The organism is Sulfitobacter guttiformis (assembly GCF_003610455.1).
Lineage (GTDB): Bacteria > Pseudomonadota > Alphaproteobacteria > Rhodobacterales > Rhodobacteraceae > Sulfitobacter > Sulfitobacter guttiformis.
Window position 1 is genome coordinate 236,447 of sequence record NZ_RAQK01000001.1, and the last position, 21,066, is coordinate 257,512.

The window sequence follows — 21,066 nt, forward strand, 5'->3', positions numbered from 1 at the left end:
GCTCTCTCCTCACATCCGGAACACGCCGAATTTCGTCGGCTCGATAGGTGAATTGAGGCTGGCAGACAGGCTTAAAAACAGCGTGTCGCGGGTCTTGCGCGGGTCGATAATTCCGTCATCCCAAAGCCGCGCTGATGCATAAAGCGGGTGCGACTGCTCTTCGAACATATCTACCGTGGGCTTTTTGAAGGCCGCTTCATCCTCTGCGGACCACTCCCCGCCTGCGCGCTCGATGGCGTCACGTTTGACTGTGGCCAGAACCCCGGCAGCTTGGGCACCGCCCATGACGGAAATCCGGCTGTTGGGCCATGTCCACAAGAAGCGGGGCGAGTAGGCACGCCCCGCCATACCATAGTTACCGGCCCCGAAGGAGCCGCCCACCAGCATGGTAATTTTCGGCACGTTGGTACAGGCCACGGCAGTAACCATCTTGGCCCCGTGGCGTGCAATGCCCTCATTCTCGTATTTGCGGCCCACCATAAATCCGGTTATGTTCTGCAAGAAAACAAGCGGAATATTGCGCGCAGAACATAACTCTACGAAATGGGCACCCTTCTGGGCCGCTTCGGAAAATAGCACGCCATTATTGGCGACGATACCCACCGGACACCCCTTTACGTGGGCAAAGCCCGTCACAAGCGTTTCGCCAAAGCGCGGCTTGAACTCGTCAAAGCGGCTGCCATCCACCGTGCGTGCGATGACTTCGCGAATGTCATAGGGCGTGCGCAGATCACCGGGGACCACGCCGAGTATTTCCGCCGGATCATAGGCAGGCTCTTCGGGGCTTTCCCACTGCACGGTGCTCGGTTTTGCACGATTGAGATAGCTCACAGCCCGCCGCGCAAGCGCCAGCGCATGGGCATCATCCTCGGCCAGATAATCCGCCACACCCGACAGGCGCGTATGCACATCACCGCCGCCAAGGTCTTCAGCCGTGACCACTTCCCCCGTTGCGGCCTTCACCAATGGTGGCCCCGCCAGGAAGATCGTCCCTTGTTCTTTCACGATAATCGTCACATCGGACATCGCAGGCACATAGGCGCCACCCGCCGTGCACGACCCCATCACAACAGCGATCTGCGGGATACCCTTGGCACTCATCCGCGCCTGATTATAGAAAATCCGGCCAAAATGGTCGCGGTCGGGAAACACCTCATCCTGATTGGGCAGGTTCGCGCCGCCACTGTCGACCAGATAGATACACGGCAGGTTGTTCTCCTCCGCAATCTCTTGCGCGCGCAGATGCTTCTTCACCGTCATCGGGTAATAGGTGCCGCCCTTCACGGTGGCATCATTACAGATAACCATCACCTCATGACCCTGCACCGTCCCCACACCCGCAATTACCCCCGCACAAGGGGCCGCCCCACCATAAAGCCCATGCGCCGCAACCGCACCAATCTCCAGAAACGGACTGCCCGCATCCAGCAGGTTCGCCACTCGCTCGCGCGGCAGCATCTTGCCACGACTGATGTGGCGCTCGCGGGATTTGTCTCCGCCCCCGAGGGACGCCGCTTGCGCCGCCTCGCGGACTTGGGCCAGCGCTTCCAGATGGGCGGCGGTGTTCGCTTTGAACGCCTCTGATGACGGGAGTGCTTGGGAGGAAAGTTTCATTCAAGAACCTCAATTTTAAGTACGCGTTGGGCAGCAGTTGTAATCGAAAAGACGAATAAGAGTATTGTCAGGATAAATCCCAGACCGTTAGCCTCATGGGTTCCTCGATGTTCTCGGTAGATGTTCGTCAACTCATACCGCGCGAACACTTCGGCACCCAAAGCCGCGCTCAGGATGAAAACCGGTACGAGGACTAACCAGAATTTTGTGTAAAGACGCCTTTTCGAAAGGCGCAATTTCGCAGAACAGGTCCCACATTCGACCCAAGAAAGCTTAGCTCCTTTGCCAAGACCCGTTTTGGCCAACAGGTTCATCGACACAGGGCCATTACAAACCAGGCATGGTCTTTTGAATATGCGAGACGTTAGCGAGGCAAATTTTGTCACAAGCCTGTCACTACCGCTGTGACGATGCCGAGTATTCACACGCAACCCTCCGCCACTGCCCGCGCTTTCAATTCCCGGCGGATCACTTTGCCCGTTACCGTCATCGGCAGCGCGTCTAAAAACTCTATTTCTCTTGGATATGAATAGTTTGCCAGACGTTCCTTAACCCATGCCTGAAGCTCGAAGGCGCCCACTTGCGCCCCCTCTTTTACGACGACATATGCCTTCACAATTTCAGTGCGCAGTGCATCGGGCTTACCCACAACCCCTACAGTCGCCACCGCTGGATGGGTCAGCAAACAATCCTCGATCTCCGCAGGTCCGATGCGGTAGCCGCTGGAAGTAATAACATCATCCTCGCGTCCGACGAAGCGTAGGAAATCGCCTTCCCAGATCCCACGGTCTCCCGTCAGCATCCATTCACCGCGATACTTCGCTGCCGTCTCCTCCGGGCGCTGCCAATAGCCAAGCATCATGGAGGCCGCACCGCGCTTCACAGCCACATCGCCCTCGCCGTCTGCGGGCATATCTCCGTCCAAGATGGCAATCTCGAACCCGTCCACCGCTTTGCCGATGCACCCCGCACGCGCCTCAAACCGCGCCCCGCAACTGCTCGCCACCATGTTGCATTCCGTCTGGCCGTAGAACTCGTTAATTCCCGCGCCCAGCGCCTCGTGCCCCCATGCAAGCATCTGCGCGCCCAGCGGCTCGCCCCCGCTTGCCACCGAGCGCAACCCAGTGATACGTGAATCCGCTGCTTTGAGCATACGCAGCGCTGTTGGCGGGAAAAACACATTGCGCACACCACCTTGACCAATGATGCGGCGACATTCATCAACATCGAATTTTGCCATCCGCGCCGCCACCACAGGCACGCCAAGCGCCAGCGCGGGCATAGCCACATCGAACAATCCACCGATCCACGCCCAATCCGCCGGTGTCCAAATGCAATCGCCCGCCTGCCCCAGATCATCATGGCTCGTCACCACACCAGGCAAATGGCCGGTCAGGACGCGGTGACCGTGCAACGCCCCCTTCGGCGTGCCTGTGGTGCCGGAGGTATAGATCAGAACGGCCGGATCATCGGGGCCGGTATCGGCATAGCCTAAGGGAGCACCATCAATCCCGAATTGATCGGCCAGCACCGGCGTTGCGAGATCCGCGAGGAGGACAGCACCTTCTGCATCTGTCAGCACAAGCGCTGTACCACTGTCCACTATGCGAGACGCCAGCGCATCATTTTTGAACAGTTTGAACAAGGGTACTGAAATCGCACCGATTTTCCAAATCGCAAGGTGTGACGCAAGGCACCATGGCGACTGGCTTAACAGGACGCCGACACGGCCCCCTGCATCTACTTGCTGCATTAGAGCGCGCGCCAGCTTGTCGACCATCGTCTCCAACTGTGCAAACGTCACATCAACCCGCGCATCCCCGGTGAGGTCAATCACGGCAACAGCATCAGGTGCCCCGCCCAAACACTGCCGCGCCATATTAAGGCGTGCCGGAATATCCCAGCGCCCCTCTGCGTCAAGGCCCGGCAGGTGGTGTGTCACAACCTGTCCACCTGCGCCTGTGTCACGCCATGGCCGCCATCATCTCGCGCCCGACCAGCATACGGCGAATCTCGGAAGTGCCTGCGCCAATCTCCATCAGCTTGGCATCGCGGAAAATACGTGCAACGGGGCTGTCGGACATATAGCCTGCGCCGCCCATGGCCTGCACAGCCTGATGCGCCTGCACCATCGCCTGCTCGGAGGCATACAAACAGCACGCCGCCGCATCCGCACGGGTCACATCCCCACGGTCGCACGCCTTCGCAACCTCGTAGACATAGGCGCGGGCAGAGTTCATCGCGGTGTACATGTCTGCCATTTTACCCTGCATCAGCTGGAAGTTTCCAACCGGTTGGCCAAACTGCTTGCGCTCGGCCATATAGGGCATGATTTCATCCAGACAGGCGGCCATAAGGCCAAGGCCGATCCCCGCCAGAACCACGCGCTCGTAGTCAAGGCCGGACATAAGCACCGCAACCCCGCGCCCTTCCTCACCCAGCACATTCTCGAACGGCACTTCACAATCGTCAAAAATCAGCTCGGCGGTATTCGATCCGCGCATGCCCAGCTTGTCGAAATGTGGTGAGGTGGTGAAACCCTTCATGGATTTCTCGATCAGGAAGGCAGTGATCCCCTTGGATCCTGCATCCTTGTCCGTTTTGGCGTAAACCACCAGCGTTTCGGCGTCACAGCCGTTGGTGATCCAGTATTTGTTGCCGTTCAACCGGTAGTGATCATTGCGCTTCTCTGCGCCCAATTTCATGGAAACGACGTCAGACCCTGCCGAGGTCTCCGACATTGCCAGTGCGCCGACATGCTCGCCAGAGCACAGCGATGGCAGATATTTTGCCCGCTGCGCGTCTGTACCATTCAGGCTGATCTGGTTGACACACAAATTTGAATGCGCCCCGTAAGAAAGCGAAACCGACGCACTCGCCCGCGCGATTTCTTCTACCGCGACAGTATGCGCGAGGTAGCCCATACCGGTGCCACCCCATTGCTCGTCGACGGTAATGCCCAGCAGGCCAAGTTCACCCATCTCACGCCACAGCGGAGCAGGAAACAGATTTGCAGCGTCAATATCCTTGGCCATCGGGCGAACACGCTCTTGCGCCCAGCGGTGGGCCATCTCGCGCAGAGCGCCGACGTCGTCCCCCAGATCAAACTTCATTGTGGCGTTGAACATGGAATATCTCCTTGGCTGCGAATTTATTGAACGCTTGTTCATTACTGGCAGATTGCCCCCCATGCGTCAAGCGCTGGAACCAATCACTCGGCAAGCATGTTTATACTTCAACAGCGACAATTTTGGAGAAAATTATGTCCACCGATCTTAAAGAAGAATTCTGGGACCGCCTTGAAGATACACGCGCAGGGATGTTGTCGGCGGATGGTGCACCGTCCGTCCCGATGAGCCATTATTCCGACGATGATGGCGGGATGATCTGGTTCATCACCGCGAAGGGCACAGAACTCGCCAAATCCGCAGCGACGCCAGTAAAGTCACAGTATATCGTATGCAGCAAAGACGAAAGTTTGTATGCCCGCATTGATGGCACGCTTGAGGCGGTAACGGACCCTGCAACCCTTGATGAAATCTGGAACGGGATCGCGTCGTCATGGTTTGAAGGTGGCAAGGATGATCCAGATGTCCAACTTCTGCGCTTTGCCCCGAGTGAGGCGGAGGTTTGGGCGACGGGCGGCGGCCTGAACTTCATGTATGAGATCGCGAAGTCCAAGGTAACCGGAGAAAAACCTGATTTAGGGATGCACGGCACACTGAAGCTGTCAGCAGCCTAGCTCCCTAAGCTCTAGACGACATCACTTAGCCAGGCGCGGTGCAGAGCAAAAGTCGCTTTGCACCGCGCTTCACTTTTCTGCCTGAAACACCTTGCCAACTTCTTCGCGGATGATCCGCGCAATCACGGAACAATCGTTCAGGCTGAAGGTCAGCGGCACACGCATATCGATGATACCTGCCAATACCGCATCACTGTCGGGCATGGCTGGCGCATCGACATATCGCCAACTGTCATAGCGGCTGGTGAAGCCGACCGGCTCTGCATTTCCAAACCATTTCAGCTCTACTCCGCGTGTCTTGCACTGTTCCTGTAGCGACAACACCGCCGTATCCTTCCAGCCGTCTAATAGAAACTGTATGGAGGAGCCTACGATTTTCTCTTGTGGCGCGCGTTCTATCACAGTGAGGCCTGGGGTCCCTCTCAGGCCATGCTCCAAAGCGTAATACCGCTCATTCCAGCGCGCGCATTGCGTGGCAAGATCAGCCAACTGCGGCCGCAAGATCGCAGCGCGCAGATTATCCATTCGCCCCGAGATATTTGGCGTCTCGTATTTTATCTGCTCAAACGCTTCTTTTGGCGGACCGGCAAGGTGGGAGGTATAGAGCATGTAACTTCCCGAATACATAATCGCGCGAGCCGCTATCTGCGGGTCATCCGTGACAAATAATCCGCCCTCGCCAGAATTGACGTGCTTGTAGGTCTGGCAAGAATAGCAGCCAACGGTGCCCCATGTACCTGAAGCCTTATCGTTCCACGCGGCCCCCATTGTGTGAGCGCAATCCTCGATTACGGTAATGCCTGCAGCGTCACAGATCACCATCAGACGCTCCATATCGCAGATGTGCCCGCGCATATGGCTCAGCAACAGGACGTCCGCTTGATCTGCTTTGGCGGCCAGATCATCCAGATCAATTACCAGCGCGGGCGTAACCCCGACAAACACCGGAACAGCACCCACGGCGGCGATTGCCCCTGGTACGGGTGCGAGTGTGAAGGCATTGGTCAGTACGCGGTCCCCCGCCCTGACGCCAACCGCCCGCAGTGCGGTCGTCATAGCGTACCCGCCCGAAGCCACGGCAAGGCAGTATTTTGCGCCCACAGAGGCGGCAAATTCCTGCTCCAGCAGGACAGTCTGTGCAGTCTCGCCTGCCACCGTATTATAGCGATGCAACCGCCCGCTGCGCATGACCTCTACCGCAGCCTCTATCCCCGCCTCGGGGATTGGTTCTTGCTGCGTGAAGCTACCGGTAAACACATCACTCATTGCTCAGACCTTTCCCAATAGGCGCTCCACCAGATCGGGAAGATCACTGTAGCGCTCCAACAGTGCCTCGGGCACTAGCGCAGACATATCCCCCCCCGCAGGGCCGAACGTCACCAGAACCGACGGCACGCCTGCCGCTTTTGACGTATCGCGGTCCGTGACCGTATCACCAACCAGCAAGCATTGCACCGGATCTCCGCCAGCACGCCGCACCGTCTCGAACAGATGCTCCGGATCAGGCTTGCGCACAGCGAGCGTGTCGGCACCCAGCATCGCGGCGAATGTATCGAGGATGCCCAGCCGCGTCAGGAGTTGCCGTGCCAGCCCTTCGGGCTTGTTGGTGCAAACTGCTACGATATATCCGCGCGCCTTGAGCTCCGCGACAGCATCCATGGCGCCATCGTAAAGCCGTGTATGTGTGTCGATGTCGCGGGCGTAATGATAGAGTAGTGCATCATAGTATTCGTCGATCAGCGGATCATCGACGGTTTTGCCCATCCGCTCCATTCCCAGCCGCAGCATCGCGCGCCCCCCTCGCAGCGCTGTGGCCGCATCTCCGACAGGATCCAATAGATCACCCGCCCCCATATCACGGAAACAAGCATTGGCCGCCGCGATCAAATCACCGCTGGTATCGGCCAATGTGCCATCCAGATCAAATACTACTGTCTTCATCTTATTCCCCGAAACCATGTTGCAATCGGCGTAACGACGACCTTTGAGTGTTGCAAGCCGCAACCTTCCGTGATCCTGCCCCACCTTGCGCGGAGCCTGCCATAGGTTAAACAGGAAAAAACAAAAGAGCAGAACGGACAGCACATGAGTACAAGCCTGATCATCCTTGCCGCAGGCAAAGGCACGCGGATGAATTCCGAACTGCCAAAAGTGCTGCACCCGATTGCCGGTGATCCGATGCTGGTCCATGCAATGGCTGCGGGTGCGATGCTCGAGCCGGTGCACACGGTCGTTGTGGCCGGACATGGTGCAGCCGAAGTGACCGCCGCCGCCCATGCCTATGACGAAACAGCGCGCGTGGTCGTCCAGTCCGAGCAGCTGGGCACCGCCCATGCCGTTGCTCAGGCTCGCGATGCGCTTGCCGACTTTAACGGAACAGCGATTGTGCTCTATGGCGATACGCCATTTGTCTCGCCCGATACCCTTGAACAGATGATGGAGGCTGGCAAAACCGCGGATGTGGTCGTCCTCGGATTTGAAGCTGCCGATCCGGGACGCTATGGTCGTCTGGTGGTTGAGGGCGCCTCGTTGGAGCGGATCATCGAGTATAAGGACGCGACCGAAGACGAGCGGGCTATCACTTTGTGCAACAGCGGTGTGATCGCCTGCAACGCCGCGCTATTGTTCGATCTGATTGACGCGGTCGGTAACCAAAATGCTGCGGGCGAATACTACCTTACCGATATTATCGGCCTTGCCCGCGCCCGTGGACTGACCGCGGCCGCAGTAACCTGCGACGAGGCAGAGACCCTTGGCGTAAACTCGCGCGCGCAACTGGCGCAGGCCGAGGCCGCATTTCAATCCCGTGCCCGTGCAATACTGATGGAGGACGGGGTGACACTGCAAGCACCCGATACCGTCTATCTGGCGCGTGACACCGTGATAGGCCGCGATGCAGTAATTGAACCAAATGTCGTGTTTGGCCCCGGTGTCACAGTCGAGAGCGGCGCGCATATCCGCGCCTTCAGCCATCTGGAGGGCTGCCACGTCTCCCAAGGGGCAATCGTTGGTCCCTATGCCCGCTTGCGCCCCGGTACCGAGCTCGAGGAAAATGCCCGTGTGGGAAATTTTGTCGAGGTCAAGAATGCGGTGATCGCCGAAGGCGCCAAGGTTAACCATCTGAGCTACATCGGTGATGCCTTTGTGGGCGCGGGTGCAAACATCGGCGCAGGGACGATAACCTGCAATTATGACGGCGTCATGAAACACCACACTCACATCGGCGCACGCGCCTTTATTGGGTCCAACACCATGCTGGTGGCGCCTGTGCACATCGGTGACGGTGCCATGACCGGGTCGGGCTCCGTCATCACATCGGACGTTGAGCCGGACGCACTGGCCCTTGCGCGTGCACCACAGGTCGAGAAACCCGGGATGGCGCGCAAGTTGTTCGAAATGTTAAAGGCCAAAAAGGCCAAACAACAGCGAGGCAGCTAAAAATGTGTGGAATTGTCGGAGTTCTAGGGAATCACGAAGCGGCACCCATTCTGGTAGAGGCCCTCAAACGTCTCGAATATCGCGGCTATGATAGTGCCGGCATTGCAACCGTAAACGCCGGCACGCTTGACCGTCGGCGCGCCGTTGGCAAACTGGTCAACCTTGGCGATCTGCTGGTGCATGAACCGCTGGCGGGTAAATCGGGCATCGGGCATACCCGCTGGGCCACGCACGGCGAGCCAAATGTGGTAAATGCCCATCCCCATAAGGCAGGTCCTGTGGCGGTCGTACACAACGGCATTATCGAAAACTTCCGCGAGCTGCGTACAGAGCTGGCGGGCTATGGCCTTACCCCCGCCACCGATACAGACACCGAAACTGTCGCGATGCTGGCGCAGCATTTTATGGCGGAGGGCCTGTCGCCGCAGGAGGCGGCAATCAAGACATTGGGCAAGCTGCATGGGGCATTTGCCCTCGCCTTTCTGTTTGAAGGCGAAAACGATCTGATGATTGCAGCACGCAGAGGCTCCCCTTTGGCGATCGGATACGGTGACGGCGAGATGTTCGTAGGCTCGGACGCGATTGCGCTCTCACCGATAACTGACCGCATCAGCTACCTTGAAGAGGGCGATTACGCGATCCTATCCCGCGCAGGGGCCGCCGTATTCAATGCTGCTGGCACGCCTGTCAGCCGCGAAATCCGAAAAATCCAGATCAGCGCAACACGCGTCGACAAGGGCGGTCATAAACATTTTATGGCCAAGGAGATCGCGGAGCAGCCTACTGTGATTGCCGAAGCCATCGGCCACTACTTGAGCAAGTCCGGCGAGATCCGTCTACCGGACCCTCAAATCGACTTTGCAAATGTTGACCGCATCACCATGGTCGCCTGTGGTACAGCATTCCTTGCATGTCTGACTGCCAAATACTGGTTCGAACAGATTGCCCGTTTGCCGGTCGAAGTAGATGTCGCTTCCGAATTCCGTTACCGCGAGCCGCCGATCCCTGCACGCTCGGTGGCGCTCTTCGTGAGCCAGTCAGGCGAAACAGCAGATACTCTCGCCGCGCTGCGGTATTGCGAAGGTAAGGCCGACAAAATCATGTCGGTCATCAATGTGCCCGAATCCTCGATCGCACGCGAAAGCGATCTGGCCCTGCCAATCCACGCAGGCGTCGAGATCGGTGTGGCCTCGACCAAAGCATTCACCTGCCAGCTTACCGTACTCTTCCTGCTCGCGCTAAAAGCCGCCGCCGATCGCGGCGAAATCACGGAAGAGGCCCGGCAAGACCACCTCGCGCAATTGCGCCGTCTGCCCGCGCTGATGGCTGAAGCACTGGACCAAAGCGATGCGATCGCAATGACCGCCCGCAAGCTGTCGAACGCGCGCGACGTTCTCTTTCTCGGCCGTGGTCCGCTTTATCCGCTGGCCCATGAGGGAGCCCTAAAATTGAAGGAAATCAGCTATATACACGCCGAAGCTTATGCATCAGGCGAACTCAAACACGGGCCGATCGCCCTTATCGATGAGAATGTTCCTGTGGTCGTCATGGCACCGCGCGACGCCCTGTTCGACAAGACGGTGAGCAATATGCAGGAGGTTATGGCACGTAAGGGAAAGGTCATCCTGATCTCCGACCGCGAAGGACTGTCAGAGGCCGGTGAGGGTGTCTGGGATACGATCGAGATGCCGGATGTCTCCGATGCTGTCGCGCCTATTCTCTATGCCATTCCCGCCCAACTTTTAGCCTATCATACGGCAGTGGCAAAGGGCACGGATGTGGACCAACCCCGCAACCTCGCAAAATCAGTTACGGTCGAGTAAGCCACCAGCCCCTGCCGCAACGCATTGATTGCGGGCCGGATCGGACCTATGGGGGTGGTAACGCGCTGCCGCTGCGTATTTGTCGCAAGCGGCAGCTGCCCCTGATTTGAAAGAGCACAACGATGCATGACCCCTATCTCATGGCGCTCCACGCCCTTGCCGATCCCTTTCGCGCAAACAGTTTGCGCGAATATCACAAAGTCGACCGTGTTTATCTCGGTCTCACAAACCCCCAGCTCAACGATCTGACCAAACAATGGCGTGATGAGGTGGACCTCGCGAACCGCATCACCATCGCAGATGGCCTGTGGCGCACGAACATATTTGAAGCGCGGATCGCAGCGGCAAAAATGTTGACGCAGGCACGCATGCGCGACAGCGACGAGGAAGCATGGCAGCTGATTGCGACGTGGTATCGCGATTTCGACAGCTGGGCGATTGCCGACCATGCCTGTACGGCGGGCCAGAAACGTTTGCTGGCCGACCCGTCACGTATTGAGCGTGTTGAGAGCTGGACCCGCTCCGAGCACATGTGGACGCGGCGTGCCGCATTGGTCATCACCCTGCCGTGGACCAAAATGAACAACCCCAAGCCCGAAGATCTGGAAATCCGCGAGCGGGTTCTGGGTTGGGCTGGCGACTATACCAGCGACCCACAGTGGTTCATCCAGAAAGCCATTGCAGGGTGGTTGAGCGATCTGGGCAAACATGATCCAGAGCGTGTCCGCAGCTTTATTGACGCGCATGGTGACGCCATGAAACCTTTTGCACGCAAAGAAGCCGTCAGGCTGCTGAAGTAACCACCCCTCCCGCGCAGCCATGTGACCGGATGGATTTCAGGTTTGTCTCAGACGTGAATGGAAAGCCGCAGCGATGTCGACTGCGTGCTTTCCTAATCTCTTGTTATCGGCTTTGGGGGGTGTCAGCCGCCCAACGTAACCTCGACTTCCGTAAGTTCTGTGAGCGACGCCTCGATGAGGCGCATCGCCGGCAACGACATGCGGCTACCGCCACCTGCCGGGCCGTCAATGGGGATCAGCGTAACGGCAGAGGATTTTCCGTTTGCCTTATTCGTCACGCGGCCTTTCGTTTCCGTTTTTACAAGCGGAGTCTTGAGCCAAAACCCCGGCTCTGCAGGACTGCCTAGACTTACAACTGTGGTGCCAAGAGATTTTTCCACAGCGCTCGGAGATGCGGGTGCGGAGGCCTGCTGGCGCTGCGCCGTGGTGGTGGTGTCCAGCGCCTCCTGGGTTTTGGCGGCGGGCGGTGGTTTGGGTGCCGAGGTAAGCACCGGATCAGCGGCGATTGCCGCAACGTCTGCTGCCGTGGCAGCGGGCAATGCGGCAGCTGCCAGTCCTGCGGCAGATTGCCCACGCGGCGGTAGGGGCGCGCCACTATCTTCGGGCTGGCCGAGCCCCAGTTGTGCACAACCTGTCAACAGGAGCGAGGCAGTGATCGCCGCAAGGTGTTTTGAATCTATAATCATAGCACGCTTGTAATCCAGCTTTTGCGCCGCACCAACCCCCTCAAATCAGGCTTGCCCCCCTATCCCACCCCCTATACCACAGGGGTATGACAGCACCTTTGATTGACCCCTTCGCCCGCGCCATAACTTATTTGCGTGTCTCCGTGACTGACCGTTGCGATTTTCGCTGTGTCTACTGCATGTCGGAGAATATGACCTTCCTTCCAAAGCGCGAATTGCTAACGCTAGAGGAGCTGGACCGCATGTGCTCGACCTTCATCGGACTGGGCGTGGAAAAGCTGCGGATCACCGGCGGAGAGCCGCTGGTCCGGCGCGGAATTATGACATTCTTTGACGGCATGAAACGGCATTTGGACAGTGGCGCCCTCAAGGAGCTGACACTGACCACCAATGGTAGCCAATTGGAGAAATATGCGGCCGATCTTTTTGCGGCCGGTGTGCGCCGCGTTAACATCTCGCTTGATACGCTCGATGAAGCGAAATTTGCCGAAGTCACGCGCTGGGGCCGCCTTCCGCAGGTTTTGCGCGGAATTGATGCCGCACAGGCGGCTGGCCTACGGGTCAAAATCAATGCAGTAGCCCTCAAAGGGTTCAACGAACCAGAATTGGCGCAGATTACGGAATGGTGCGCCAGCCGCGACATGGATCTTACCTGGATCGAGGTCATGCCGATGGGCGACATTGGCAACGAGGACCGCATCGGACAATACTGGTCGCTCAAGGATGTGCGAAGCCAATATGCCGAGCATTACACAATCACCGATCTGGCGGAAAAAACCGGAGGTCCGGCGCGCTACATTCGCCTCGAAGAGACCGGCCAGAAGATCGGGTTTATCACACCGCTGAGCCATAATTTCTGCGAAAGCTGCAACCGCGTCCGCCTGACATGTACGGGCGAAATTTATCTGTGCCTGGGACAAGAAGACAGCGCCGATTTGCGGGCCCCGCTGCGCGCCCATCCAAGTGATAATGGCCCCCTCGAAGATGCGATCCGCGCAGCGATAAACCTCAAGCCCAAAGGCCATGATTTTGACTATTCTCGCCAAAAGCTGGATGGACAAATGCCCCGCCACATGAGCCACACAGGCGGTTGACGCACAAACTTACACCGCCGAAGTAATATAATTCTCGCCGTACGGGCATTACACGTGCCATGCTGCGACTTCGCTCTATTCTCGCCCGCTACAAGCAGCCCGAAAGTGCCTCGGGCGGGTTATCTTAGTAATAAACCAAAGCCAGCAGCGCCGGAAAGCATCGGGATCAGGCGCTTAGAACGCCATAATCCGCATCCTTTTTTTTAACTTAACCTGAGATCACACAGCCATGACAGGCGCGGGACAATGTTCTCATTCTGTTGGCATCCGCTGCTCTATGATCCCTGCCCACCAGCTGCACCCGGCAGGAATGACCTCGTCGTTGAAGTTATAAAGCGGATGATGCACCATCGCTGTATCGCCATTGCCGACCAGAATATAAGCCCCTGGCCGCTCTTCGAGCATAAAGGCGAAATCCTCGCCGCCCATGACCAGCGGCGCTTCCGCACAGGATCCTGCAACATCGCGCGCGACACCTGCGGCGAACTCTGTCTGCTCCTCGTGATTGACCATCACGGGATAATTCCGGTCGTATCCGACCCTCGCCACCGCGCCCATTGCGCCGGCAATACCTGTACAAATTTCATTCACCCGCTTGTCCGCCAGATCCCGCATTTCCGGCGTCATGGTGCGCACCGTTCCTTTGAGGCGCACCTTTTGCGGGATCACATTATAGGCGTTCGAAGAGGTCTCGAACGATGTAATCGAAACCACGATTGTCTTTACCGGATCGGCGTTACGGCTGACGATTGTTTGCAAGGCTCCGACGATCTGAGCTGCAATAACGGTGGTATCAACGGTCTCGTTCGGTTTAGCGGCGTGCCCCCCAACCCCTCGATTTCGATGTCCAGCAGATCGGTCGCCGCGAAAAATGCACCCGGCCGGATTGCGAAACTGCCCGGCTCCATCCCCGGCCAATTGTGCATGCCATAGACTTCCTGAATGCCCCAGCGCTCCATCATGCCATCATCGCACATCACTTTGGCTCCGCCTCCGCCCTCTTCTGCGGGTTGAAATATCACCACTGCGGTGCCGTCGAAATTACGCGTCTCGGCGAGGTACTTCGCCGCCCCCAGCAGCATGGCAGTGTGACCGTCGTGCCCACAAGCGTGCATGGCTCCGTCGGTTTTAGAGGCATATGCCAGTCCCGTTTCCTCGTGGATCGGCAGCGCGTCCATATCCGCCCGCAAACCCACAACCTTGCCTGACGCTGTATTCTTACCTTTGATGACGCCCACAACACCGGTTCGCCCGATGCCTTCGACTACTTCATCACAGCCAAAAGCCCGCAGCTTTTCAGCAACGGTCGCAGAAGTACGGTGCGTCTCGAACAGGATCTCGGGGTGCTCGTGCAGATCATGGCGCCAAGCGGTAATATCTGCGTGCATCTGAGCAAAACGGTTTTTGATCGGCATTCTCGGTCCTCTTTCAAACGTCTGGTCCGGGGACCATTTTTGTACCATCAGTAAAACGTGCAAAGCGGAAGCGCGACAGGTCATGACCCGCAGCCCGCCCCGCAGCCAGATCCGCCAGAATACGGCCCATTGCAGGCCCTATACCAAAACCGTGACCACTCATCCCTGTGCCCACGATCAGCCCATCGATGGGTGTGTAATCTACCACTGGCACGATGTCGGGCATAGTGTCGATCATGCCCGCCCAGCTGGTGCGCAGCTTAACCTCGCCCATCTGCGGGAACATCGCACCGAAATCGCGCGCCAGCTTTGCAATGATCCGCGGCACCGGTTTGGGATCCAGAACGCGCATCCGCTCGAACGGGCTCTCGTCTTCTGCGCTCCAACTGCGCGGCGTCCCCCAAGCATCGGGAAATCCCTTCGGTGCACCGGGTTTGAGCCTGCATCCGAACGGATCTATGCGCAGCTGCGGAATAAATTTTGGCAGGGCGCGAAACGCATCCGGCCCTACAAAAAGCTCAGACGTCATGTTGGGCGCAAGGGTATAGCCGCCATCAGCCCTACGCCGGAACGCCAGCCGCTTGGCCGATGCAGCACATTGCCCGATATCAGCCACCGGCATTGTCACAGCCACCTGAGAGCGCACACTGAGCTGCGGCAAAGCAACGCCATGATTGCGCAAAAAGAGCGCCGACCACGCGCCACCGGCGAGTACAACGCGCGGCGCGGTAATTCGCCCCCGCTCGGTCACAACGCCTGTCACTTTTCCGTTCGTGATATCCAGACACCGGACTGCACACTGCTCGACGATCTTTACCCCCTCGCGCACTGCAATCTCGGCCAGTGCCGGTACCGCGACCCACGGCTCGGCCCGCAAATCACCCGCTGTGTAAAGCGCTGCCAAGGGTCTGTCCGTGAGGCCGGTGAACATACCCGCAATCTGTGCAGGGGTAATAATCTTGCTGTCGACCCCGTTAGCTGCCGCGTTGGGCAGCCATGCCTCATACCGCACCAATGCACGCGTATCATTGGCAAAATAGGTCACACCCGCACGCGACAGGCCGATTTGTTCATTAGTTTCGCGTGACAGATCCTCCCAGATCCGCTGGGCCTCGGCCATGATCGGCATCTCCGCCGGATCGCGGCCTTGCTGCCTGATCCAGCCCCAATTACGGCTCGATTGCTCGGCCGCGACCCGCCCCTTTTCCAACAAGGCGACCCGCGCACCGCCGCGCGCGGCAAATAGCGCGGTACAAATACCGATGATGCCGCCCCCGATCACAACCAGATCGACCTCATCGGGAATCCGCCCCGAATAGCGCGGGGGCACGTCTGTGGTAAAAGGAAAACCGCTCATGGGAACGCAGCCGTTATAGGCACAGCCGTGCGATCAACTTGCGCATGAAATCATGCCCCGCATTGAACTGTGCCACCTCGATAAACTCGTTTGGCTGATGGGCCTGTGCGATGTCACCGGGACCGCAAATAACCGCACTGTAGCCGGCGTCCTGAAACTGCCCTGCCTCGGTGCCGTAGCTGACTTTGTGGCTGGCGTTATCGCCGGTAATCTGGCGCACAAGTGTCTCGGCCTCACCGTCTTCTTCCGGTTGCAGCGCTGGCACATCAAAGCGTGGGGTAATCTCGATCCGTGTATCAGCAACAACAGATTGCATGGCCTCTTCGACCTCGCGCACTTTTTCGAGATAGGCGATTTTCCATTGCTCCTTATCTTCGCCGGGGACCACGCGGAAATCCATCGCGAAATGGCAATCCTTGGCGGTGATATTATGGGCGGTGCCGCCGCTGATCATCCCCACATGTACTGTGGTAAAGGGCGGATCGAACATCGCGGCAAGCTCGCTCGGCTTGGCCTCCATGTTCTCGGTGTTCATCTCGTTGGCCCATTCGATCAGTTTAGCTCCTGCCATGATCGCATTCACCCCTGTGTGCAGCAGCGAGGAATGGACTTCGAAGCCGACAACATGTGTGTTGAAACCGGTCCCGCCCTTGTGACCAGTAACTGCTTGCATGGTTGATGGCTCGCCCACGATCACAGCACTGCCTTTCGGCACAATCCCCTGCATTGCCGCAATCATTGGCGGCGCGCCGGTACAGCCGATTTCCTCGTCAAAACTAAGTGCGATTTGCAAAGGGCGTTTGACGCCGGTGTAATGGGCCTGAACCAAGGCCCAGATGGCCAGCGCATCAAACCCCTTCATATCGCAGGTCCCGCGCCCATAATACTTGCCGTCTTTTTCGACAACGGTGAAAGGGTCGGTGTCCCATGGCTGGCCGTCTACCGGCACAACATCTGTATGGCCCGACAAAACAATTGCACCCTCAATCTCCGGTCCGACATGAGCAAAAAGCGCATGTTTGGGCTGGTCGGGATCAACATAGCGGTGTGCAGTGATGCCATGCCCGCCAAGATATTCCTCGACCCAGTCGATGAGTGGAATGTTGGTGTCGCGAGACACAGTCGGAAAGCTGATGAGCTTCGTCATCAGATCGAGCGGGGACAGACGTTCAGTCACGGGTGTATTCCTTTAATAGCCGCTGTCGGTGATCAGCACTTTATGTCCATTGCCTAAATCGCGATAAACGCTCGGCTCGGCATGATGGCTGACATTGTGAATAGGCGACGGGATCGGTTTGAAATTCAGATCATTCTCGGCCTTACGCTTGCGCGGGTCCGCAATGGGAACGGCTTTCATCAAAGCTTGGGTATATGGGTGCTGCGGGTTTTCGAAGACTTGGCGGCGCGGCCCCAACTCAACGATACGGCCCAGATACATGACACCCACATGATGGCTCACCCGCTCGACCACAGCCATATCGTGGGAGATAAAAAGGAACGACAACTCCATTTCGGCCTGCAATTCCATCATCAAATTGAGGACCTGTGCTTGCACCGATACATCAAGCGCGGATACCGCCTCATCTGCAATGATGAGTTTGGGGTTGAGGGCAAGTGCGCGTGCAATCGCAACCCGCTGGCGCTGGCCGCCCGACAACTCATGCGGAAAACGGCGCATGAAACTACGCGGCAACTCCACCCGGTCAAAAAGCATTTCCACGCGCTTGCGCACGGCATCTCCTTTGAGCGTGCCGTAGTTGTGTATCGGCTCGGCCACCTGATCGGCCAGTCCCATCTGGGGATTGAGCGAGGCAAACGGATCCTGAAAAATCATCTGCATATCTAGGCGTGCCATCCGCAGATCATGGTCATTGAGCGACATGATGTCCTTGCCATTCAAATTGACCTCACCCGATTGCGGATTCACCAACCGCAGGATCGAACGACCGGCAGTGGACTTCCCGCACCCGCTCTCGCCAACAAGGCTGAGGGTCTGGCCCTTGTTGATCGAAAAGCTGAGATCCTCGACCGCATGCACATTGGCCACTACACGCCGCAGCAGGCCGCCGGTGACCGGAAAGCGGGTGGTAAGGTTTTTTACCGTCAAAAGCACCTCGTTTGTGCCTTTGATCGGAACAATCGCTTTGCCCTCGCTGCCCAACAGTTTCATCGGTTCAGGATAATCCTTGCCGGTCATCTCGCCCAGCTTTGGCACGGCAGCCAGCAGCGCTTTGGTATAGGGGTGCTTAGGATTCTCGAAGATTTCCTCCACAGTCCCTTCCTCGACCTTGTTCCCGCGGAACATGACCACCACGCGGTCAGCCATCTGCGCGACAACGGCCATGTCGTGTGTAATAAACATCACGGCCGTACCCGTCTCGCGCTTGAGCCGGTCCATCAACGCCAAAATCTCCGCCTGAATGGTCACATCAAGAGCGGTTGTAGGCTCGTCCGCGATAAGCAATCGTGGCTCGCAGGCAAGCGCCATCGCGATCACCACACGCTGGCGCATCCCCCCCGACAGCTCGTGTGGGTATTGTGTAAGACGCTTTTTAGGCTCGGGGATGCGCACTTGGGTCATCAGCTCCAACGCGCGCGCCTCGGCCTGTGCTTTGGTCATGTGTTTATGCAGGCGCAACCCTTCAGTCAGCTGCTTGCCCACGGTAAACACGGGGTTCAGCGCCGTCATCGGTTCTTGGAATATCATGCCGATCTCGTTGCCCCTGATGGCGCGCATCTGGTCCATCGGCGTCTTCGCCAGATCGATCGTCTCGCCCTGCCCGCGATCAAACATCAGCTTGCCGCCTGCAATCTCGCCGCCGCCAAACTCGACCAGTCGCATGAGCGACAGCGAAGACACCGATTTGCCCGAACCTGATTCTCCGACCACACAGACTGTTTCACCGGGTTTAATGTCGAAAGATACATTCTCGACCCCAACCACAGGACCGTCTTTGGTCTGGAACTCCACGCGCAGCCCCTCAATACGGGCAATCGGGGCTCTATCGGAGAGATCTAGCATGTTAGTCCTTTCTAGTGGGCCGCACGGAGTTCTATGCGGTTTTGCGCAACGCTATGCGCAAGATTTGCCTTCGTCAAACGCTCTCGAACGACATCCGCCTCTGCCGCGTGCATAAAATGTGTGCTGCCAACAATTTCATCGGCCCACACGCAGCCAAAGGGTTGCAATTCGCGCAACTTATGTTTCAATCTGATCACGCGTTCGGGGGTTAACGATTAACTGCGTGTGGCTCTGTGTTTAAAAAATAGGCAGACACCAGCAGTCCGATACACACCCGATGCGACCAAAAAACGCCCGCGCAAGTCGGGCGACCTTACATGCCCCGGCATGTCCAACCTGGAGTATTTTATGACTTTGAAATCCACCCTACTCGGAGCCGTCGCACTGACCGCTCTGGTGCCAATGGCGTTTGCCGCCGGCCATGAAGGCGAGCGGGGCCGCGACGGCCAGCTCAACATCATCTATTGGCAGGCCCCGTCGATCCTGAACCCGTATCTTTCCGGCGGAACAAAGGACCTCGAATCATCATCGCTCGTGCTCGAACCACTGGGCCGCTATGACGAAACCGGTGCGCTGGTCCCCTTCCTCGCTTCAGAAATCCCCACCGTCGAAAACGGCGGTGTGAGCGAGGATTTGAAGTCCATCACATGGAAGCTCAAAGAGGGCCTGTTGTGGTCTGACGGCTCGCCGGTAACGACAGCGGACGTCAAATTTACGGCAGAGTACTGTATGCACCCCGAAGGCGGTTGCGCACAGGCATCGAAATTCGACGATCTTGAATCTATGGACGTCATCGACGATCTGACGATCAAAGTGAACTTCTCTGTTCCAAAGCCGAATCCATACGGCCCGTTTATGGGCGCGCAGGCACCGATTCTTCAGGCCGCACAGTTCGCTGAATGCCTTGGTGCAAAAGCACCCGAGTGTACCGAAGCAAACTTTAACCCAATCGGCACCGGCCCGTTTGTCGTGACTGATTTCCGTCCGAACGACGTTATCACTATGGAAGCAAACCAGAACTTCCGCGAAGCAGGTAAGCCCGCGTTCGCAAGCCTGACGTTCAAAGGGGGCGGCGATGCAGCTGCTGCCGGTCGTGCCGTTATGGAAACAGGCGAGTTCGATTATGCCTGGAACATGCAGTTGGCACCTGACGTGCTGGCCAAAATGGCCGAAGGCGGCAAGGGCGTGCCAATCTCCGCATTCGGCACATTGGTCGAGCGCATCGAGATCAACCTGACCAACCCATCACCGGACCTGCCACCAGAGACACGCGCAACCGTTGCAGAGCCACACCCGTTCCTGTCGGAATTCAACGTACGCAAAGCGCTCTCAATGGCAATCGACCGCGAGCTGCTGACCGAAGTGGGCTACGGTCAGGCAGGTCGCGCGACCTGTAACATCGTGCCAGCGCCGGCGCTTTACGCATCCGACAACACAGAATGCCTTACGCAGGACATCGAGGGTGCAAAAGCACTGCTTGAGGAAGCAGGCTGGACCGATACGGACGGTGACGGTGTGCGTGACAAGGATGGCGTGAAAATGTCCATGCTGTACCAAACTTCCACCAACGCCGTGCGTCAGGATTTCCAGGCGCTGATCAAAGACTGGTGGGAGCAGATCGGCTTTGAGGTCGAATTGCGCAATCTCGACGGCTCCGTCTTCTTCGGTGGCGATCCCGGCTCACCGGATACCTTCCAGAAGTTCTATGCAGACGTTGAAATGTATGCAAACAACTTCGACGGCACCGACCCCGAGGCCTACCTTGCACAGCGCCGTTGTGGCGGAGAGCCAAAGCCGTCTTCACAGTGGCAGGGCGAGAACATCAACCGCTTCTGTGATCCGGCCTATGATGCCCTTCTCGACGAAATGGCGCAAACCGGCGAGCTTGAAAAGCGTGGCGAGATTGCAAAAAAGCTCAACGATATGCTGACAAAAGAAAGCATGTCGATGCTCCCACTGGTTGACCGTGGTCGTGTATCCGCTGCTTCCACAACCCTCGGCGGCGTTGTCCTTAACGTATGGGACTCCGAGCTGTGGAATGTCGCGGACTGGTACCGCATCAAAGAATAAGCCTT

At 57.8% G+C, this 21,066-nt stretch carries 15 protein-coding genes and 1 pseudogene; 6 read left to right on the forward strand and 10 right to left on the reverse strand.

Features of this window, described 5'->3' with window-relative positions; translation table 11 throughout:
* Positions 1-9: 9 nt before the first annotated feature.
* From C8N30_RS01145 to C8N30_RS01160, 3 genes are all read right to left on the reverse strand, one after another.
* On the reverse strand, positions 10-1,614 hold the full coding sequence (locus C8N30_RS01145) for a carboxyl transferase domain-containing protein (RefSeq protein WP_025062656.1): 1,605 nt from the start codon (positions 1,612-1,614) through the stop codon (positions 10-12).
* A 421-nt stretch (positions 1,615-2,035) separates the two neighbouring features.
* Positions 2,036-3,556, reverse strand: coding sequence for an AMP-binding protein (locus C8N30_RS01155; RefSeq protein ID WP_025062658.1), 1,521 nt, complete (start codon positions 3,554-3,556; stop codon positions 2,036-2,038).
* Positions 3,557-3,578: 22 nt separating this feature from the next.
* Positions 3,579-4,742, reverse strand: a complete 1,164-nt coding sequence (locus tag C8N30_RS01160; RefSeq protein ID WP_025062659.1) for an acyl-CoA dehydrogenase family protein — start codon at positions 4,740-4,742, stop codon at positions 3,579-3,581.
* 134 nt (positions 4,743-4,876) lie between these two features.
* Between C8N30_RS01160 and C8N30_RS01165 the strand changes: the two genes are divergently transcribed.
* The gene (locus tag C8N30_RS01165) at positions 4,877-5,356 is read left to right on the forward strand and encodes a pyridoxamine 5'-phosphate oxidase family protein (RefSeq protein ID WP_025062660.1); all 480 of its coding nucleotides are present in this window, start codon (positions 4,877-4,879) and stop codon (positions 5,354-5,356) included.
* 69 nt (positions 5,357-5,425) lie between these two features.
* Here the strand turns inward: C8N30_RS01165 and C8N30_RS01170 are convergent, their stop codons facing one another.
* Both C8N30_RS01170 and C8N30_RS01175 read right to left on the reverse strand, forming a co-directional pair.
* Positions 5,426-6,622 (reverse strand): DegT/DnrJ/EryC1/StrS family aminotransferase, encoded by a 1,197-nt coding sequence (locus C8N30_RS01170; RefSeq protein ID WP_025062661.1) that lies wholly within the window; start codon positions 6,620-6,622, stop codon positions 5,426-5,428.
* Between the two features lie 3 nt (positions 6,623-6,625).
* Positions 6,626-7,297, reverse strand: a complete 672-nt coding sequence (locus tag C8N30_RS01175; protein ID WP_025062662.1) for an HAD-IA family hydrolase — start codon at positions 7,295-7,297, stop codon at positions 6,626-6,628.
* A 144-nt stretch (positions 7,298-7,441) separates the two neighbouring features.
* Here C8N30_RS01175 and glmU point away from each other — a divergent pair, with 144 nt between their 5' ends.
* From glmU to C8N30_RS01190, 3 genes are all read left to right on the forward strand, one after another.
* Positions 7,442-8,794, forward strand: a complete 1,353-nt coding sequence (glmU, locus tag C8N30_RS01180; protein ID WP_025062663.1) for a bifunctional UDP-N-acetylglucosamine diphosphorylase/glucosamine-1-phosphate N-acetyltransferase GlmU — start codon at positions 7,442-7,444, stop codon at positions 8,792-8,794.
* A 2-nt stretch (positions 8,795-8,796) separates the two neighbouring features.
* Entirely contained in the window at positions 8,797-10,617 is a 1,821-nt protein-coding gene (glmS, locus tag C8N30_RS01185) for a glutamine--fructose-6-phosphate transaminase (isomerizing) (RefSeq protein ID WP_025062664.1), read from the forward strand.
* 122 nt (positions 10,618-10,739) lie between these two features.
* Entirely contained in the window at positions 10,740-11,417 is a 678-nt protein-coding gene (locus C8N30_RS01190; RefSeq protein ID WP_025062665.1) for a DNA alkylation repair protein, read from the forward strand.
* Between the two features lie 122 nt (positions 11,418-11,539).
* On the opposite strand, the gene C8N30_RS01195 is transcribed toward C8N30_RS01190, so the two are convergent.
* The gene (locus tag C8N30_RS01195; RefSeq protein WP_025062666.1) at positions 11,540-12,103 is read right to left on the reverse strand and encodes a hypothetical protein; all 564 of its coding nucleotides are present in this window, start codon (positions 12,101-12,103) and stop codon (positions 11,540-11,542) included.
* An 86-nt stretch (positions 12,104-12,189) separates the two neighbouring features.
* Here C8N30_RS01195 and moaA point away from each other — a divergent pair, with 86 nt between their 5' ends.
* Complete coding sequence (gene moaA, locus C8N30_RS01200; protein ID WP_025062667.1) at positions 12,190-13,197, forward strand: GTP 3',8-cyclase MoaA; 1,008 nt, start codon at positions 12,190-12,192, stop codon at positions 13,195-13,197.
* A gap of 252 nt (positions 13,198-13,449) precedes the next feature.
* On the opposite strand, the pseudogene C8N30_RS01205 reads toward moaA, so the two are convergent.
* The 4 genes and pseudogenes from C8N30_RS01205 to C8N30_RS01220 form a co-directional block, all read right to left on the reverse strand.
* Positions 13,450-14,612, reverse strand: a pseudogene (locus tag C8N30_RS01205) (M20 aminoacylase family protein).
* 13 nt (positions 14,613-14,625) lie between these two features.
* A complete protein-coding gene (locus C8N30_RS01210) occupies positions 14,626-15,969 on the reverse strand; it encodes an NAD(P)/FAD-dependent oxidoreductase (protein WP_025062668.1) in 1,344 nt (447 codons plus the stop codon).
* A gap of 13 nt (positions 15,970-15,982) precedes the next feature.
* Positions 15,983-17,146, reverse strand: a complete 1,164-nt coding sequence (gene argE, locus C8N30_RS01215; RefSeq protein WP_025062669.1) for an acetylornithine deacetylase — start codon at positions 17,144-17,146, stop codon at positions 15,983-15,985.
* A gap of 12 nt (positions 17,147-17,158) precedes the next feature.
* On the reverse strand, positions 17,159-18,991 hold the full coding sequence (locus tag C8N30_RS01220) for an ABC transporter ATP-binding protein (protein ID WP_025062670.1): 1,833 nt from the start codon (positions 18,989-18,991) through the stop codon (positions 17,159-17,161).
* A gap of 348 nt (positions 18,992-19,339) precedes the next feature.
* Here C8N30_RS01220 and C8N30_RS01230 point away from each other — a divergent pair, with 348 nt between their 5' ends.
* A complete protein-coding gene (locus tag C8N30_RS01230) occupies positions 19,340-21,061 on the forward strand; it encodes a peptide ABC transporter substrate-binding protein (protein WP_025062672.1) in 1,722 nt (573 codons plus the stop codon).
* Positions 21,062-21,066: the final 5 nt, after the last annotated feature.

Coding starts and splice junctions, on each gene's coding strand:
- C8N30_RS01145 (WP_025062656.1), bottom strand. CDS start 1,614: ATGAAACTTTCCTCCCAAGCACTCCCGTCATCAGAGGCGTTCAAAGCG.
- C8N30_RS01160 (WP_025062659.1), bottom strand. CDS start 4,742: ATGTTCAACGCCACAATGAAGTTTGATCTGGGGGACGACGTCGGCGCT.
- C8N30_RS01165 (WP_025062660.1), top strand. CDS start 4,877: ATGTCCACCGATCTTAAAGAAGAATTCTGGGACCGCCTTGAAGATACA.
- C8N30_RS01170 (WP_025062661.1), bottom strand. CDS start 6,622: ATGAGTGATGTGTTTACCGGTAGCTTCACGCAGCAAGAACCAATCCCC.
- C8N30_RS01175 (WP_025062662.1), bottom strand. CDS start 7,297: ATGAAGACAGTAGTATTTGATCTGGATGGCACATTGGCCGATACCAGC.
- glmU (WP_025062663.1), top strand. CDS start 7,442: ATGAGTACAAGCCTGATCATCCTTGCCGCAGGCAAAGGCACGCGGATG.
- glmS (WP_025062664.1), top strand. CDS start 8,797: ATGTGTGGAATTGTCGGAGTTCTAGGGAATCACGAAGCGGCACCCATT.
- C8N30_RS01190 (WP_025062665.1), top strand. CDS start 10,740: ATGCATGACCCCTATCTCATGGCGCTCCACGCCCTTGCCGATCCCTTT.
- C8N30_RS01195 (WP_025062666.1), bottom strand. CDS start 12,103: ATGATTATAGATTCAAAACACCTTGCGGCGATCACTGCCTCGCTCCTG.
- moaA (WP_025062667.1), top strand. CDS start 12,190: ATGACAGCACCTTTGATTGACCCCTTCGCCCGCGCCATAACTTATTTG.
- C8N30_RS01210 (WP_025062668.1), bottom strand. CDS start 15,969: ATGAGCGGTTTTCCTTTTACCACAGACGTGCCCCCGCGCTATTCGGGG.
- C8N30_RS01220 (WP_025062670.1), bottom strand. CDS start 18,991: ATGCTAGATCTCTCCGATAGAGCCCCGATTGCCCGTATTGAGGGGCTG.
- C8N30_RS01230 (WP_025062672.1), top strand. CDS start 19,340: ATGACTTTGAAATCCACCCTACTCGGAGCCGTCGCACTGACCGCTCTG.